This is a genomic window from Luteibacter sp. HA06 (assembly GCF_054061215.1).
This window is the reverse complement of sequence record NZ_JBSSDZ010000001.1, coordinates 3,211,052-3,224,783: the sequence shown is the minus strand read 5'-3', so window position 1 is coordinate 3,224,783 and position 13,732 is coordinate 3,211,052. Positions and strand designations below refer to the sequence as shown.

At 63.5% G+C, this 13,732-nt stretch carries 11 protein-coding genes and 3 tRNA genes; 6 read left to right on the top strand and 8 right to left on the bottom strand.

The window, feature by feature from the left end; translation table 11 throughout:
• Positions 1 to 18: 18 nt before the first annotated feature.
• From ACVWWJ_RS14870 to lexA, 4 genes are all read right to left on the bottom strand, one after another.
• A complete protein-coding gene (locus ACVWWJ_RS14870; RefSeq protein WP_456968479.1) occupies positions 19 to 3,162 on the bottom strand; it encodes an error-prone DNA polymerase in 3,144 nt (1,047 codons plus the stop codon).
• Between the two features lie 6 nt (positions 3,163 to 3,168).
• Positions 3,169 to 4,578: a Y-family DNA polymerase gene (locus ACVWWJ_RS14865; RefSeq protein WP_456968478.1), complete on the bottom strand. Its 1,410-nt coding sequence runs from the start codon at positions 4,576 to 4,578 to the stop codon at positions 3,169 to 3,171.
• Positions 4,579 to 4,651: 73 nt separating this feature from the next.
• Positions 4,652 to 5,281 carry a translesion DNA synthesis-associated protein ImuA gene (imuA, locus tag ACVWWJ_RS14860; protein ID WP_159894897.1) on the bottom strand — a complete coding sequence of 210 codons (630 nt, stop codon included), beginning with the start codon at positions 5,279 to 5,281 and terminating at the stop codon, positions 4,652 to 4,654.
• Between the two features lie 2 nt (positions 5,282 to 5,283).
• Positions 5,284 to 5,910 (bottom strand): transcriptional repressor LexA, encoded by a 627-nt coding sequence (gene lexA / locus ACVWWJ_RS14855; protein ID WP_456968477.1) that lies wholly within the window; start codon positions 5,908 to 5,910, stop codon positions 5,284 to 5,286.
• A gap of 293 nt (positions 5,911 to 6,203) precedes the next feature.
• Between lexA and ACVWWJ_RS14850 the strand changes: the two genes are divergently transcribed.
• The 4 genes from ACVWWJ_RS14850 to ACVWWJ_RS14835 all read left to right on the top strand — a co-directional run bounded on the left by ACVWWJ_RS14850 (position 6,204) and on the right by ACVWWJ_RS14835 (position 9,074).
• Complete coding sequence (locus ACVWWJ_RS14850) at positions 6,204 to 6,488, top strand: hypothetical protein (protein ID WP_159894901.1); 285 nt, start codon at positions 6,204 to 6,206, stop codon at positions 6,486 to 6,488.
• Positions 6,489 to 6,552: 64 nt separating this feature from the next.
• Positions 6,553 to 7,674 (top strand): MFS transporter, encoded by a 1,122-nt coding sequence (locus tag ACVWWJ_RS14845; RefSeq protein WP_159894903.1) that lies wholly within the window; start codon positions 6,553 to 6,555, stop codon positions 7,672 to 7,674.
• Positions 7,675 to 7,689: 15 nt separating this feature from the next.
• The gene (locus tag ACVWWJ_RS14840; protein ID WP_159894905.1) at positions 7,690 to 8,310 is read left to right on the top strand and encodes an HAD family hydrolase; all 621 of its coding nucleotides are present in this window, start codon (positions 7,690 to 7,692) and stop codon (positions 8,308 to 8,310) included.
• Positions 8,307 to 9,074 carry a DeoR/GlpR family DNA-binding transcription regulator gene (locus ACVWWJ_RS14835; RefSeq protein WP_159894907.1) on the top strand — a complete coding sequence of 256 codons (768 nt, stop codon included), beginning with the start codon at positions 8,307 to 8,309 and terminating at the stop codon, positions 9,072 to 9,074. Before ACVWWJ_RS14840 ends, ACVWWJ_RS14835 begins: the two co-directional genes overlap by 4 nt.
• Positions 9,075 to 9,200: 126 nt before the next feature.
• Here ACVWWJ_RS14835 and ppsA read toward each other — a convergent pair whose 3' ends face one another.
• Positions 9,201 to 11,573: a phosphoenolpyruvate synthase gene (gene ppsA, locus ACVWWJ_RS14830; RefSeq protein ID WP_456968475.1), complete on the bottom strand. Its 2,373-nt coding sequence runs from the start codon at positions 11,571 to 11,573 to the stop codon at positions 9,201 to 9,203.
• A gap of 189 nt (positions 11,574 to 11,762) precedes the next feature.
• Between ppsA and ppsR the strand changes: the two genes are divergently transcribed.
• A complete protein-coding gene (gene ppsR / locus ACVWWJ_RS14825) occupies positions 11,763 to 12,578 on the top strand; it encodes a posphoenolpyruvate synthetase regulatory kinase/phosphorylase PpsR (protein WP_046966780.1) in 816 nt (271 codons plus the stop codon).
• A gap of 26 nt (positions 12,579 to 12,604) precedes the next feature.
• Positions 12,605 to 13,081: a DUF1249 domain-containing protein gene (locus ACVWWJ_RS14820; protein WP_456968474.1), complete on the top strand. Its 477-nt coding sequence runs from the start codon at positions 12,605 to 12,607 to the stop codon at positions 13,079 to 13,081.
• Positions 13,082 to 13,231: 150 nt separating this feature from the next.
• On the opposite strand, the gene ACVWWJ_RS14815 is transcribed toward ACVWWJ_RS14820, so the two are convergent.
• The 3 genes from ACVWWJ_RS14815 to ACVWWJ_RS14805 all read right to left on the bottom strand — a co-directional run bounded on the left by ACVWWJ_RS14815 (position 13,232) and on the right by ACVWWJ_RS14805 (position 13,540).
• Positions 13,232 to 13,308, bottom strand: a tRNA-Asp gene (locus tag ACVWWJ_RS14815).
• Positions 13,309 to 13,377: 69 nt separating this feature from the next.
• Positions 13,378 to 13,453, bottom strand: a tRNA-Glu gene (locus ACVWWJ_RS14810).
• A gap of 11 nt (positions 13,454 to 13,464) precedes the next feature.
• Positions 13,465 to 13,540 (bottom strand) — tRNA-Ala (locus tag ACVWWJ_RS14805).
• Positions 13,541 to 13,732 lie beyond the last annotated feature (192 nt).

Genomic DNA, 13,732 nt, shown 5'->3' with positions numbered 1-13,732 from the left:
GTGTGAGGGCAGTCTCGACTAATGGAAGTCGCGTGATACCGAGCCTAATGCCGGCAGCAGGTCACTGAAATCGTGAAGGCGATTCGCTATGAGGTGACGCACGCCATCGACGGATTGCCACTGTCCGTCGACCGCCAGGAGCACTGCGTCCAGCAGTGCCTGTCGACAGGCTTCGGCCACTTTGGGCCGCACGATGACGTTGACCTGGCCGGTTTCGTCTTCCAGCGTGACAAAGGTGATCCCGCTGGCGGTCTGTGGGCGCTGGCGCACGGTGACCAGGCCGGCATGTCTCAACCACGCGCCGTTTCTCATCGTTTCCATCTCACTGGCGCGACGTACGCGACGAGACTGCAAGTTCTTGCGAATCAGGCTGAGCGGATGGCCGGTGAGCGAAAGGCCGTGGGTGGCGTAATCGGCGAAGACGTTTTCCGCGAGCGTGGGCGGGCGCAGGGTGGGGCGTTCCTCGGCCACGTTGTCGAGCAGGGGCAGGGTCCGTTCGATGCCCGAACTCTCCCAGCGTGCGCGGTGACGATGGCCGCTGAGCACGCGCAAGGCGCCCGCGTCGGCGAGGCGTTCGCGCTCAAAGCGATTCATGCTGGTGCGACGGGCGAGATCGGCGAGGTCGCGGAAAGGCGTGGTAGCGCGCGCAGCGACGATGCGCGTGCCGAGATCGGCTGAAAGGCCGCCGATCAGGCGTAGCCCCAGGCGCAAGGCGTACGTATCGGGCTTCTTCGGCAGGGACTCCAGGGTGCAGTCCCAGTCACTGGCCGTGACATCCGGCGGGCGCACTTCCACGCCATGCCGCCGCAGGTCGGCGACCAGTTGTGCCGGTGCGTAGAAACCCATCGGCTGACTGTTGAGCAGTGCGCAGGTGAAGACGGCCGGGTGGTGGCACTTCATGAAGGAGGACGCATAGGCGATCAGGGCGAAACCGGCCGAATGCGATTCGGGGAAACCATAACTGCCAAAGCCCTGGATCTGGTCGATGATCTGTTGGGTGAATTCGGGGGTGTATCCATTCTCCGCCATGTTGCGGCGAATCCTTGGCTCGAACTTCTGCAGGCCGCCACGACGCTTCCATGCGGCCATGGAACGGCGCAGTTCGTCCGACTCACCAGCGGTGAAATTCGCCACGACCTGCAGGATCGCCATGACCTGCTCCTGGAAAATCGGTACACCGAGCGTGCGTTCCAGCACCGGCCGCACGCCGTGCTCGTAGACGATGTCACCAGGAGGAAGCTTTCGCCGCTGCAGGTAGGGATGCACCATGCCACCCTGGATAGGCCCGGGACGGACGATCGCCACCTGGATGACCAGGTCGTAGTAGCACGCGGGTTTCAGCCGCGGCAGCATCGACATCTGTGCGCGCGATTCGATCTGGAACACGCCGACGGTGTCGGCCTTCTGGATCATCTCGTAGGTCGGGCCATCGTCCATGGGAATGTCGGCGAGACGCCGGTAATCCTCGCCGCCAAGTTTGCGCAGCAGGTCGACCGCTTTGCGCATGCAGGTGAGCATGCCCAGTGCCAGGCAGTCCACCTTGAGCAGCTTCATGGTTTCCAGGTCGTCCTTGTCCCACTGGATGATCGTGCGATCGTCCATCGCCGCATTTTCCACGGGCACGAGGTAGTGCAGCGGCGTGTCGGAAATGACGAAGCCGCCGACATGCTGCGAGAGATGGCGGGGCATGCCGTTGAGTTCTTCCACCAGCACGACCAGTTGGCGGATGGTCCGGCTGGCGATATCGAAACCACGCTCCTGCAAGCGTACGGTGATCGGTACGTCGCCATGCGCATGCGAATAGGCATGGCTGAGCTGGTCGAGCTGGTCCTCCGACAGGCCGAGCGAACGCCCGACATCACGCGCGGCACTCTTACGCCGGTAACTGATCACGGTGGCTGCCAGTGCGGCGCGTTCGCGTCCGTACTTGTTGAAGACGTACTGCAGCACCTCCTCGCGGCGTTCGTGCTCGAAGTCTACATCGATGTCCGGCGGCTCATCGCGCTCGATCGAAATGAAGCGTTCGAAGAGGGTGGAGATCTGCGCAGGATTGACCTCGGTGATGCCCAGGCAGAAGCAAACCACGGAGTTCGCTGCCGAACCGCGACCCTGGCAGAGGATGTCGCGTGAGCGAGCGAAGCGCACGATGTCCTGCACGGTGAGGAAGAAGGCCTCGTATTGCATCTGGCCGACAAGCGTCAGTTCTTTCTCGATGCGTTCGGTCAGTCCGTCGGGAATGCCGTCGGGCCAGCGCGTAGCGGCGCCCGCATAGGTGAGCTGGCGCAGATAGGCGGGTGCGTTCATGCCTTCGGGCACCAGCTCGTGCGGGTAGACGTAGTTGATGCCGCGGATGTCGAAACCGGTGCAACGCGCGGCCACCACGCGTGATTCGTCCATGAGGTCGACAGGATAGATACGGGCGAGGGTTTCGCGTCGGCGCAGATGGCGTTCGCCGTTGGGGAACAGGGCATGGCCTGCTTCGGCGACAGGCCGGTTGATCCGGATCGCCGTCATGACGTCCTGCAGGGCACGCCGCCGACGCAGGTGCATGTGGACATCCCCGGCGGCGACGCAAGGCAGGCCATGGCGGGCGCCGAGTTCGCGTAGGGCTATCAGCTCGGCTTCGTCGTGCTGGGCACGATGCAATTCCACGGCAAGCCATGCGCGCCCAAGGAAATGGTTCGCGACCCATCGGGCGCGATCGTCATGCAGCGCGGCGTCCGCGGCGGCCAGTGGGCCGGGGATCCACAGCACGCAGAGACCTTCGGGCAAATGCTCGAAGTCGGTGCGGTGCACTTCGTAGTGACCCTTGGGCGCACGTCGGCGACCGAGGGTGATGAGTCGGCATAACTCCGTGTAGCCGGTCTGGTTCTCGACCAGCAGCACGAGCACGGTGCCATCCTCAAGCCGGAACTCACTGCCGACGATCAGCGGCAATTCGCTTTCCAGCGAAGCCTCCAGCGCACGCACGATGCCGGAAAGCGAACATTCGTCGGTGATGGCCAGTGCGCTGTATCCGATGTCCTTCGCACGCTCGAACAGTTCCCGCGCGTTGGACGCACCACGCTGGAAACTGAAATCACTCAGTGCATGAAGTTCGGCGTACCTGGGGGCAGGGGCATCCCCATCATTGGCGGGAGGCGGGAGTTCGTAGGGAAGCATGGGTATTCAGGCGAACCAGCCGTGCAGCATCCAGCCGTCGAGTGTGCCCGGCGGAAGGTACGCCCAGGCCTGTTGTCCCCGCGCCGTGCGCACGATGTAGTAATCGCGACGCGCATCGGCACCGTCCCACCAACCGCTTTCGATGCGCTCGGGACCGGCAAGGACGGCCACTGGGTCCGGCCGCATGGGCATGGGGCGGGCTAGCAACCAGAGCGGCCGGCGTCGACGCGGCAGGGAAACGACAGGACCAGGGGTTCCATAGCACATGGCCCGCTCGGGTCGATGATCGGCGACCAGGGCAATCTGCCGTAGTGCGGCGTCACCCAGGCGTGCGCGTAGTCGCTCGTCCAGCGTCGGCCAGTCGAGTCCGTCACCACGCACCGGTTCGAACAGGTCACGCACGGGCGGACGGAATACCGGCAACTCTTCGGCGATGAGTTCGATGGCACGTGCCGGTGCCGGTAGCGTGGTTCGTTCCAGGCGTGTGCGCGCCAGTTCGAAAAGACGCTCGGCTTCGCGTTGCGGCGCCGCCATGGCAACGACGATACGGGTGCTCTGGCCGCGAGCATGTTCGAGCGTCAGTGTGAAGCGCTGTACGCCGCCGTCGCGCGCGGCAAGCAGGTTGGCCAGCTCGCGGGTCAGGCGGCGTAGTGGAAACAGCAGGGGCTGGCTGCCGTCGAGTTCGCTGTCGAATTCGATCTTCTGCAGGAAGCTCGCCGGCGGTTGCCAGGCGGGCAGGGCATGTGCCGACTGGCCGCGGATGCGATCAAGCCAGGCCACACCATCGCGACCGATGCGTCGGGTCAATTCGGGGCGAGGCAGGCGGAAGATGTCTTCCAGGCGGCGAAAGCCCATCGCCTGTAACGACTTCACCATGCTGGCGGAGAGCCCACTCTGCGACAGCGGCAAGGCGGCGAGCATGCGCAGCACGCCCTCGCGTTCCGGCAGCACCATGCCATCCGCACTCGCGGCGAAAATCCATGACGCCGACGCGAAGGGCGTAGCGGCCATGGTGTGTGGATGACCCTGCTCGAGCAGTCCGCTACGGAGGCGTTCGGCGAGCACCGGCCAACCATCGAACAGGCGCAGGCTGGCGCCGACTTCCATCAGGATCGCCTGGGGCGGCGCCAGGCTGACATGCCCACTGAACTGGTAACACCATGCGGCGATACCCGCGAGCAGACGGGTTTCGGCATCGCGGTCGCGGGGGCGTACTTCGAGGGCCGGACATAGCGCCCTGGCGGCAGCAACGCTTTGCCCGCGGCGAACACCGAAGGCGGCGGCTTCTTCATTGGCGGCGGCGATCAGTCGCTGGCGCGCGTGGCCGTCCAGCAGAGCGGAGGGGCCTGCCTCCGGTGTCGCGGCGAAGGCGGCGGAGAACGCCAGGCCGGGAAAGCGGAGGCAGGCCCAAAGCATGGCTGCGTAAGAGGGGCGACGACGGAGCGTCCGTCACGACGGCGTGTTGAACGCGGCGTCATGACGGGATCCATCAGGCCCGCATGCGCAGCAGCGGAGCGGTGGTGGTCAGCAGACCACGCGATTTGAGGACATCCACATAGGTGGCCTCGTCGCTGTTGCTGACCTTGAGGCGGAGCGCGGCCGGGCTGTTCTCGGCGGCATGGGTGGCCGGGCGGAAAAGCATGGCGCAGGCATCGCCGGTTTCGGCGGCCAGCTGCAGGCGACGCAGGCTGCGATAGTCGATGTCCGGCAACCAGCCCACCACGGCACCGCAGCAACCCGAGCGCAGGCACTGCTCCATGCTCCATGCGGCCTCGGTGCTGCCGGCATGGATTTCATGCAGGAAGCGCAGGTCGACACCGGCTGCGGCCAGCGCGGGTGCATAGGGAAGATAAGGCGGCGCCACGAAGATCACCCGACGGTGTTCCTGGGTCAGCGCTGCAAGCGCAGGCATGACCAGGTCCAGTTCGCCCAGGCCGTCGTGCTCGAACAGGATTTCGCTGAGGGCACCCTGCGGCCAGCCGCCACCAGGTAGCTTTGCGTCAAGCGAGGTCCAACCGGTGGACAGCGCGCGTACGCGCGGCTGCCGATCGGCGGAGCGCCGCCAGATACCGGGATGGTCGAGCACCTGAGCGAGATTCGGGGAAGCGATGGCGTTCATGGTCAGGTCCTGCGGATGATGCCGACGTAACGCCCTTCGATGGCGAACGTGTGGCGACGGGGGTCGACTTCGATCGGATCGAAGTCGGGATTTTCAGGCAGCAACAGGAGGCGGTTGCGGTCGTGCTTGAGGCGTTTCACGGTGACTTCGTCGTCCAGGCGGGCAACGACGATCTGGCCATCGGTGGCGACAGCCGTCTTGTGCACGGCAAGAAGGTCGCCATCGAGGATGCCAACGTCGCGCATGCTCAGGCCGACGACACGCAGCAGGTAATCGGCGCGCGGGCGGAATAGCGCGGGATCGACTTCCAACTGCGATTCGATGTTTTCCTCGGCGAGGATGGGCGAGCCGGCAGCGACCCGGCCGATCAGCGGCAGCTCATTGGCGGCTGGGCCACGCAGGCTGGAGGCCAGGCCGGCGGGCAGGCGCAGACCGCGGTGCTGCGGGGAGCGCTCCAGCACGCCCTTGCGGACCAGGGACTCGACGCAGGCCTGTGCCGAACTGTGGCTGGTGAAGCCCAGGGCATCGGCGATCTCGCGCAGTGTCGGCGGGAGCCCCTGCGTCTGCAGGTATTCCTGCAGGAAGGAAAGGGTCTTTTGCTGACGCTCGGTAAGGGTAGGTGTCGACATGCGTACATTTGTACACATGCTGAGGGGGCGGTGCAAGAGGGGATGCGAATACGGGATGCCTCAATGGCGTGTCGCCCAGTCTCACTTCCCGGGTTCCCCTACACGAGGGCCAGGGCAAAGGCATCTGGAGGCCGCTTGGCGTCGGGCGGATCATGGGCCCAACCCGAACAAGCCGCCAGAGCGGTCCGTGAGTTGCCATGACCATCGCCCCCGCTTCCACGGTGACCTCTTCAACTCAGTCCGTCGGCTGCAATCCGCTTGCACGCCCTGCATCGCCAGCACAGGATGTCGCCATGGAACATCGTCTTACCCGGCTGGAGGTTACCGTCCAGCATATCCAGGAGGATCTTCGGGATCTTCGTACCGACCTTCGCGAATTCAAAACCGAGGTTCGCGACTTCAAAACCGAGGTTCGCGACTTCAAGGACGAAATGCGCGACTTCCAGAAGGAAGTCCGCTCCGAATTTCGCGATGTCCGCCAACAGGCGCGCACGGATTTCCGGCTCCTGTTCGGTGCAATCATCAGTGTGGCCGTGGGTATGGCCGGGCTGATGGCGAAAGGATTTCACTGGCTTTAAATCTTATTGCACGATTGTGCACGTTTGTGTACATTAATGCGCATTCGCTGTTCTCGGAATCCGCATGAATCCCGTACGTGCCACTCGTTTGATCTTCCTTCTCTCCGGCATAGGCATGGCCAGTTGGGCGCCCATGGTGCCTTACGCCAAGGCGCGCCTTGCTCTCGACGACGCCAGCCTGGGACTCGTGTTGTTGTGCATGGGCTTCGGTGCGGTCATCGCCATGCCGCTGGCGGGTTTCCTGAGTCATCGCTTTGGCCATCGCGACGTGATCGGCGTGAGCGGGCTGCTGGTCTGCCTGGCGTTGCCCTTGCTGACCCTGGTGCCGAACGTGTGGTGGCTGGGCGCGGCCCTGCTGTTCTTCGGTGCTTCCATCGGCGTCGTCGACGTCGCCATGAACGCGCACGCGGTGGACGTCGAGAAACAGCAGGGAAGGCCGATGATGTCCGGCTTCCATGGCTTGTTCAGCGTGGGTGGTCTTGCCGGCTCCGCGGGTATGGCGGCCCTGTTGCACGCCGGCTCGCCCCTGACGGGTAGCGCGATTGCGGTATCGATCCTGTTGCTGGTCATCGTGACCACGCAGTGGCGTCACTTCCTCGTTCGTCACGACGACGGCTCCGGTGAACCGCACGCACGCTTCCGGATGCCTGGCGGCGCTGTGTTCCTGCTCGGTTTCCTGTGCATGGTGGTATTTCTCGCCGAGGGCGCCATGCTCGACTGGAGTGCCGTCTTCCTGCGCTTCTCGCGTGGCTTCGATCCTTCCGTGGCCGGCCTGGGCTATGCGGCGTTCTCGGTGGCCATGGCGGCAGGGCGGCTGCTTGGTGATCGCATCACCGCAGCATTGGGGCCGGTCAATATCGTCCGTTTTGGCAGCCTGATTGCCGCTGCAGGTTTCTTCCTCGCCACGATGCTGCCGTGGGGTCCGGCGGCTCTGGCAGGTTTTGCGCTGGTCGGTATCGGCGCCTCGAACATCGTCCCCGTCCTGTTCAGTGCCGCCGGACGCCAGATCCGCACCTCGCCCGGCATTGCCATCGCAACGGTGACCACGCTGGGCTACGCGGGCATGCTCGCCGGGCCGGCCGTCATTGGTTTCGTCGCCAAAGCCAGCACGCTGTCGATCGCCCTGAGTGGCGTCGCGGCCCTGCTCGTGGTCGTATCCCTTTTCGCGTCCATCGCACGCCGCTGATCAAGGAGTCATTCGATGCATTCCAAACGCAATGTGGTCATCTTCGATTTCGGCGGCGTGCTTGTCGACTGGAATCCGCGCTATCTATACAGCAAGTTGTTCGGCGACGACGAAGCCGGCATGGAGCGTTTTCTCGCCGAAGTGACCACGCCGGAATGGAACCTGCAGCAGGATGCCGGTCGTCCGTGGGAAGAGGCTGTTCGGCTGCTGACCGAGGAACATCCTACCCAGGCGGACCTGATCGCGGCCTACCAGCATCGTTGGGAAGAAACCCTCGGTGGTCCCATCGACGACAGCCTGCACATCCTGGCCGAGCTGAAGGCCGCAGGACATCCGTTGTATGGCCTGACCAACTGGTCGCACGAGACCTTTCCCATCGCACGCCAACGGTATGCGTTCTTCGACTGCTTCGATGGCATCGTCGTGTCGGGCGAGGAGGGCATGATCAAGCCCAACCCGAAGCTCTATGAGACCCTGCTCGAACGCTACGACATCGACCCGACCTGCGCTGTCTTCATCGACGACAACAAGGTCAACGTGGAGGCTGCGGAAGCCCTCGGTATCCACGGCATCCATTTTCATACTCCCGCCCAGCTACGTGCCGAACTGATCGGGCTCGGGTTCCTGCCGAAATGAACGTGCTGGATACCACGCTACCGCGTGAGCGACAGCAGCTGATCCTCGAGCGCCTGCAGCGCGACGGGAAGGTCATTGCAACGGATCTCGCTCAAGAGTTTCGTGTATCGGAAGATTCGATCCGCCGTGACCTGCGTGACCTTGCCGGGCAGGGGCTCTGCCGACGTGTCTACGGCGGTGCCTTGCTCGCCGTGAATATTCCGCCACTTGGCGAGCGCCATGCCGAGCGCACCGAATTGAAGCGTGCGTTGGCGCGCACGGCCCTTGGCCTGATCGGCACAGGCCAGATTCTTTTCATTGATGCCGGTTCCACCAACACCGTACTGGCGAAGATGTTGCCTGACCACAGTGACCTGACCGTGGTGACCAATGCACCCGATGTGGCGCTGGCGGTGCTGGGGCGGCCGGGCTTCGACGTCATCATGCTTGGCGGCAAGCTCGACCCCGCCATTGGTGGCGCGATCGGTTCGCGCACCGTGCGACAGGCGCAGGATATCCGTGCGGATCTGTGTTTTCCGGGTGTCTGCGCGATCGATCCGCAGCGTGGGCTATGGACCTACGACGAAGAAGAAACGGTATTCAAGCAGGCGATCATCGAGGCGAGTGGCGAGACGGTGGCCATCGCGACGCCGGATAAGCTGGTGGCCTCGGCGACGCATCATACGGCGCCGATCACGGGTATCTCGCATCTGGTGGTTGCCGCGGACACGGACGCGGCGGTTGTGGCCCGTTATCGTGCGGCCGGTGTCACCGTGCATCTGTAGATGGAACTGTGGGAGCCGTTTCAGCGGCGATAGGCCTCGCAGCGTCGCCGCTCCGTAGGCTTTTCGCCGCTGAAGCGGCTCCCACATTTGCTTATTCGCCGCTGAAGCGGCTCCCACATGTCTTTCTCAGCCGGCTTTTTTCTTTGCCAGGCGCAGCCAGGTGTCGACGACGGTATCCGGGTTGAGCGAGACCGATTCGATGCCCTGGTCCATCAGCCACTCGGCAAGATCCGGGTGGTCGGAAGGACCCTGGCCGCAGATGCCGATGTACTTGCCCTTGGCGCGGGCGGTGCTGATCGCCATCGAGAGCAGCTTCTTCACTGCCGGGTCGCGTTCGTCGAAAAGGTTGGCGACGATGCTCGAATCGCGATCCAGGCCGAGGGTGAGCTGGGTCAGATCGTTCGAGCCGATGGAGAAGCCGTCGAAGATGTCGAGGAACTCGTCGGCCATCAGGGCGTTGGAGGGGACCTCGCACATCATGATGACCTTCAGGTCGTTCTCGCCCTGAACGAGGCCATTCTTGCGCAGCACCTCGATCACCTTGCGGCCTTCGTCCAGCGTGCGCACGAAGGGAATCATGATCCACACATTGGTCATGCCCATCGTTTCACGGACGTACTTGGCCGCCTTGCATTCCAGCGCGAACGCGTCAGCAAAGCCCGGATCGACATAACGGCTGGCGCCGCGATAGCCGATCATCGGGTTCTCTTCGTGCGGCTCGTAACGCGAACCACCCAGTAAGCCGGCGTATTCGTTCGACTTGAAATCGGACAGGCGCACGATCACCGGCTTCGGGTACACCGAGGCGGCGATGGTGGAGATGCCTTCGGCAAGGCGGTCGACGTAGAACGACACCGGATCCTTGTAGCCATAGATCCGCGCATCGATGCGAGCCTTGGTTTCCGGATCCTGCTTTGCGTACTCGAGAAGGGCTTTCGGATGCACGCCGATGTGGCTGGCGATGATCATTTCCAGGCGCGCCAGGCCGATGCCGGCGTTCGGCAGCATGCCGAAGTCGAATGCACGTTCCGGATTCGCCACGTTCATCATGATCTTGAGCGGTGCTTCCGGCATCGCGCCGAGGTCGGCGGTGATGCGATCGAACTTGAGCAGGCCTTCGTAGATCGTGCCCGTATCGCCTTCGGCGCAGGACACGGTGACTTCCATGCCGTCCGGAATGGTCTCGAGCGCGTTACCGCAGCCGACGACCGCCGGTACACCGAGCTCGCGGGCGATGATCGCCGCGTGGCAGGTACGACCACCGCGGTTGGTCACGATGGCTGCGGCACGCTTCATCACCGGCTCCCAATCGGGATCGGTCATGTCGGCGACAAGCACGTCACCCGGCTGCACCTTGCTCATGTCGGCCAGCGAGCGAATGACGCGCGCCTTGCCCGAGCCGATCTTCTGGCCGATCGCGCGACCTTCGGTGAGCACCTTGCCTTTTTCGTTGAGCTGGAAGCGCTCAAGCGTGGTCGTGGTAGCGCGCGATTTCACCGTTTCCGGGCGTGCCTGGACGATGTAGAGCTTGCCGGTGTTGCCGTCCTTCGCCCACTCGATATCCATCGGGCGACCGTAGTGCTTCTCGATGATCAAGGCCTGGCGCGACAGTTCCTCGACGTCGGCGTCGACGACGCAGAAGCGGTGACGCAGCTCGGTCGGGGTTTCCTCGATACGCACGCGCTCGCCGGGCTGGTCCGAATAGACCATGCGCTGCTGCTTGGCGCCAAGGCTGCGGCGGAGAACGGCCGGCTTGCCTTCGCGAAGGGTCGGCTTGAACACGTAGAATTCGTCAGGATTCACGGCGCCCTGGACCACCATCTCGCCCAGGCCATAGGAGCCGGTCACGAAGACGACGTCGCGGAAGCCCGATTCCGTGTCGAGGGTGAACAGCACGCCGGAGGCGCCGACGTCCGAGCGGACCATCAGCTGCACGCCAGCGGAGAGGAAGACATCCTCGTGCTTGAAACCCTGGTGGACGCGATAGGCGATGGCACGGTCGTTGTAGAGCGACGCGAAGACTTCCTTCACCTTGTGCAGCACGTCGTCGATGCCGACGACGTTGAGGAAGGTTTCCTGCTGGCCGGCAAACGAGGCATCGGGCAGGTCTTCCGCGGTGGCGGAAGAGCGCACGGCCACGGCGATGTCATCCGAGCCGGCGTCCTTGCAGAGCTTGATGTAAGCGTCGCGAATCGCCTGTTCGAGATCGGCGGGCAGGGCGGTGTCGACGATCCAGCCGCGGATCTCCTTGCCGCCACGGACCAATTCATCCACGTCGTCCACATCCAGCGTGGCCAGGCGTTCCTGGATGCGCTTGGCGAGGCCGCTCTTTTCGAGGTAGGTCTGGAAGGCGTCGGCCGTGGTGGCAAAGCCACCCGGAACGGACACGCCAAGTTTCGCCAGGTTGCCGATCATCTCGCCCAGGGAGGCATTCTTGCCGCCTACCTTGCCCAGATCGGTCATGCGCAGCGCGTCGAGCCAAAGTACCAGGTCGCTCAAAGGAAAGTCCTCACATCGGTTCGTCGGTATTGCGGCGGGCCGCGCTTGAAAATCCGCGCATTGTGGTAGCCCTGTCGCCACAGAAACAAGGCGCGATGCACAAACGTTCAGGGATCATGGGGGGTTGCTTGTTATGGCGGCGTCTTGCGCTAAGGTTTGTCCATGGACCACTCGCTGGGAAAGCCCCCGATGCGCCGTACTGTCTTCTTTATTTCCGATTCCACCGGCATCACCGCCGAAACCATCGGAAACAGCATGCTGGCCCAGTTCGAGGGGGTCCAGTTCGACACCCACCGCCTGCCGTTTATCGACAATCCTCAAAAAGCCGAGGCGGCGTCGCTGCGGATCAAGACCAAGTACGCCCAGGACGGCCAGCGGCCGATCGTGGTCAATACCATGACTTCCCGGGCCCTGTGTGACATCGTCGCCGGAAGCGGCGCGCTGATGCTGGACGTTTTCGCCCCCTTCATCGACCCTCTCGAGGCCGAACTGGGCACCAAGCAGTCCGGCGCGGTCAACCGTTCACACGGCCTGGTGGACTTCGAGCGCTATGAAGCGCGGATCAACGCCACCAACTACGCCCTGGCGCACGACGACGGCCTGGATGTCGATTACAACGAATCCGACCTGGTCCTGGTGGGTGTTTCCCGCTCCGGCAAGACGCCTACCTGCCTCTACATGGCCTTGCATTACGGGGTATGTGCCGCCAACTATCCGCTCACGGACGACGACCTGGACAAGCTGGAGCTGCCAACCCGTCTCCGCCCCTATCGAAGCCGGCTGTTCGGTCTGACAATCGACCCGAACCGCCTTGCGCAGATACGCGAGCAGCGCCGGCCGGGGAGCCGGTACGCGACCCTGAAGCAGTGTCGCTGGGAACTGGAGCAGGCCGACCGGCTCATGCGGCGGGAAAATATCCCGGTCCTCAACACCACGCACACGTCGATCGAGGAGATTTCGAGCAAGATTTTCGAGTACCTCGGCATCGAACGTCACATGTACTAGACAGCCCCACGGAGAACCTGACCCGCATGACCGCCGTCATCGAACGCCCATCCGCTTTCCTTCCGGGACGCTTCGGCTTCCTGATGGGGCTTTATGCGGAGAACTACCACCGCCTGGCACGGCTGTTCGCTCCGCAGCGGCTGGCGCCGGGCCGTTACATCTCGGATGTGGACGACGGCCTGAAGGTGCGCCTGGATGTGCAGGAAAAGCACCCGTACACGCTGGAGCTCGAGCTCACCTACGATTTCGTCGACGAAACCACCGGCCAGCCGTCACCGTCGGCGCAGTTGCGCATGTATACCGATGCGCATGTGGCCGAGGCGATGCACTGCCACCCTGGACGCAAGCTGTGGCAGGTGCTCGGCCCTTTTCCGCCGGCCAATACCGTGCTCCAGCACCGCCTGCGCATGAATGGCTTCCTCAACCGCTGGCTGGAGTTCCTGGCCGAGCAGGGGCACTCGATTGGCACGCTCGAGCGTCTGGACGAGACCAAATCGGACTGACGCGCTCTTCGCCCGATTGACCTGATCTGTGTGGTGTGGGAGCCGATTTATCGGCGATCCCGCGGCAGCGGGCCAGAAACCCTGCTCCTGGTCTGGGCAAATTCAGGGCAAAAAAAACCCGCCAGATGGCGGGATTCTTTTTGGAAGTAATGGCGGAGCGGACGGGACTCGAACCCGCGACCTCCGGCGTGACAGGCCAGCATTCTAACCGACTGAACTACCGCTCCACACTTACGTTCCAGCTTTCCAACATTTCCAACTTCTTCGTCCTTAACACTCTCTGGCGGACCAGAAAGTGGCGTCCCCACGGGGATTCGAACCCCGGTCGCCACCGTGAAAGGGTGATGTCCTAGGCCTCTAGACGATGGGGACGTCTTAGAAGTTGGTGGAGCCAGCCGGGATCGAACCGGCGACCTCCTGCATGCCATGCAGGCGCTCTCCCAGCTGAGCTATGGCCCCCTGCTGGAAGCCGCAAAGATTACGTCCGACCCGGTAATTCGTCAAGCATTCGTTACATTTTTTTTGAAATTATTTTCACGAATTCGAGAATGACGAACACTGGCACGGACTTGCGTGATGACAGGCGACTCCGTCCCGACGCGCATTCCGTGGGCATGATCCTGCGCACGCGCTAACCTGTCCCTTCGCACC

Coding starts and splice junctions, on each gene's coding strand:
- ACVWWJ_RS14870 (WP_456968479.1), bottom strand. CDS start 3,162: ATGCTTCCCTACGAACTCCCGCCTCCCGCCAATGATGGGGATGCCCCT.
- ACVWWJ_RS14865 (WP_456968478.1), bottom strand. CDS start 4,578: ATGCTTTGGGCCTGCCTCCGCTTTCCCGGCCTGGCGTTCTCCGCCGCC.
- imuA (WP_159894897.1), bottom strand. CDS start 5,281: ATGAACGCCATCGCTTCCCCGAATCTCGCTCAGGTGCTCGACCATCCC.
- lexA (WP_456968477.1), bottom strand. CDS start 5,910: ATGTCGACACCTACCCTTACCGAGCGTCAGCAAAAGACCCTTTCCTTC.
- ACVWWJ_RS14850 (WP_159894901.1), top strand. CDS start 6,204: ATGGAACATCGTCTTACCCGGCTGGAGGTTACCGTCCAGCATATCCAG.
- ACVWWJ_RS14845 (WP_159894903.1), top strand. CDS start 6,553: ATGAATCCCGTACGTGCCACTCGTTTGATCTTCCTTCTCTCCGGCATA.
- ACVWWJ_RS14840 (WP_159894905.1), top strand. CDS start 7,690: ATGCATTCCAAACGCAATGTGGTCATCTTCGATTTCGGCGGCGTGCTT.
- ACVWWJ_RS14835 (WP_159894907.1), top strand. CDS start 8,307: ATGAACGTGCTGGATACCACGCTACCGCGTGAGCGACAGCAGCTGATC.
- ppsR (WP_046966780.1), top strand. CDS start 11,763: ATGCGCCGTACTGTCTTCTTTATTTCCGATTCCACCGGCATCACCGCC.
- ACVWWJ_RS14820 (WP_456968474.1), top strand. CDS start 12,605: ATGACCGCCGTCATCGAACGCCCATCCGCTTTCCTTCCGGGACGCTTC.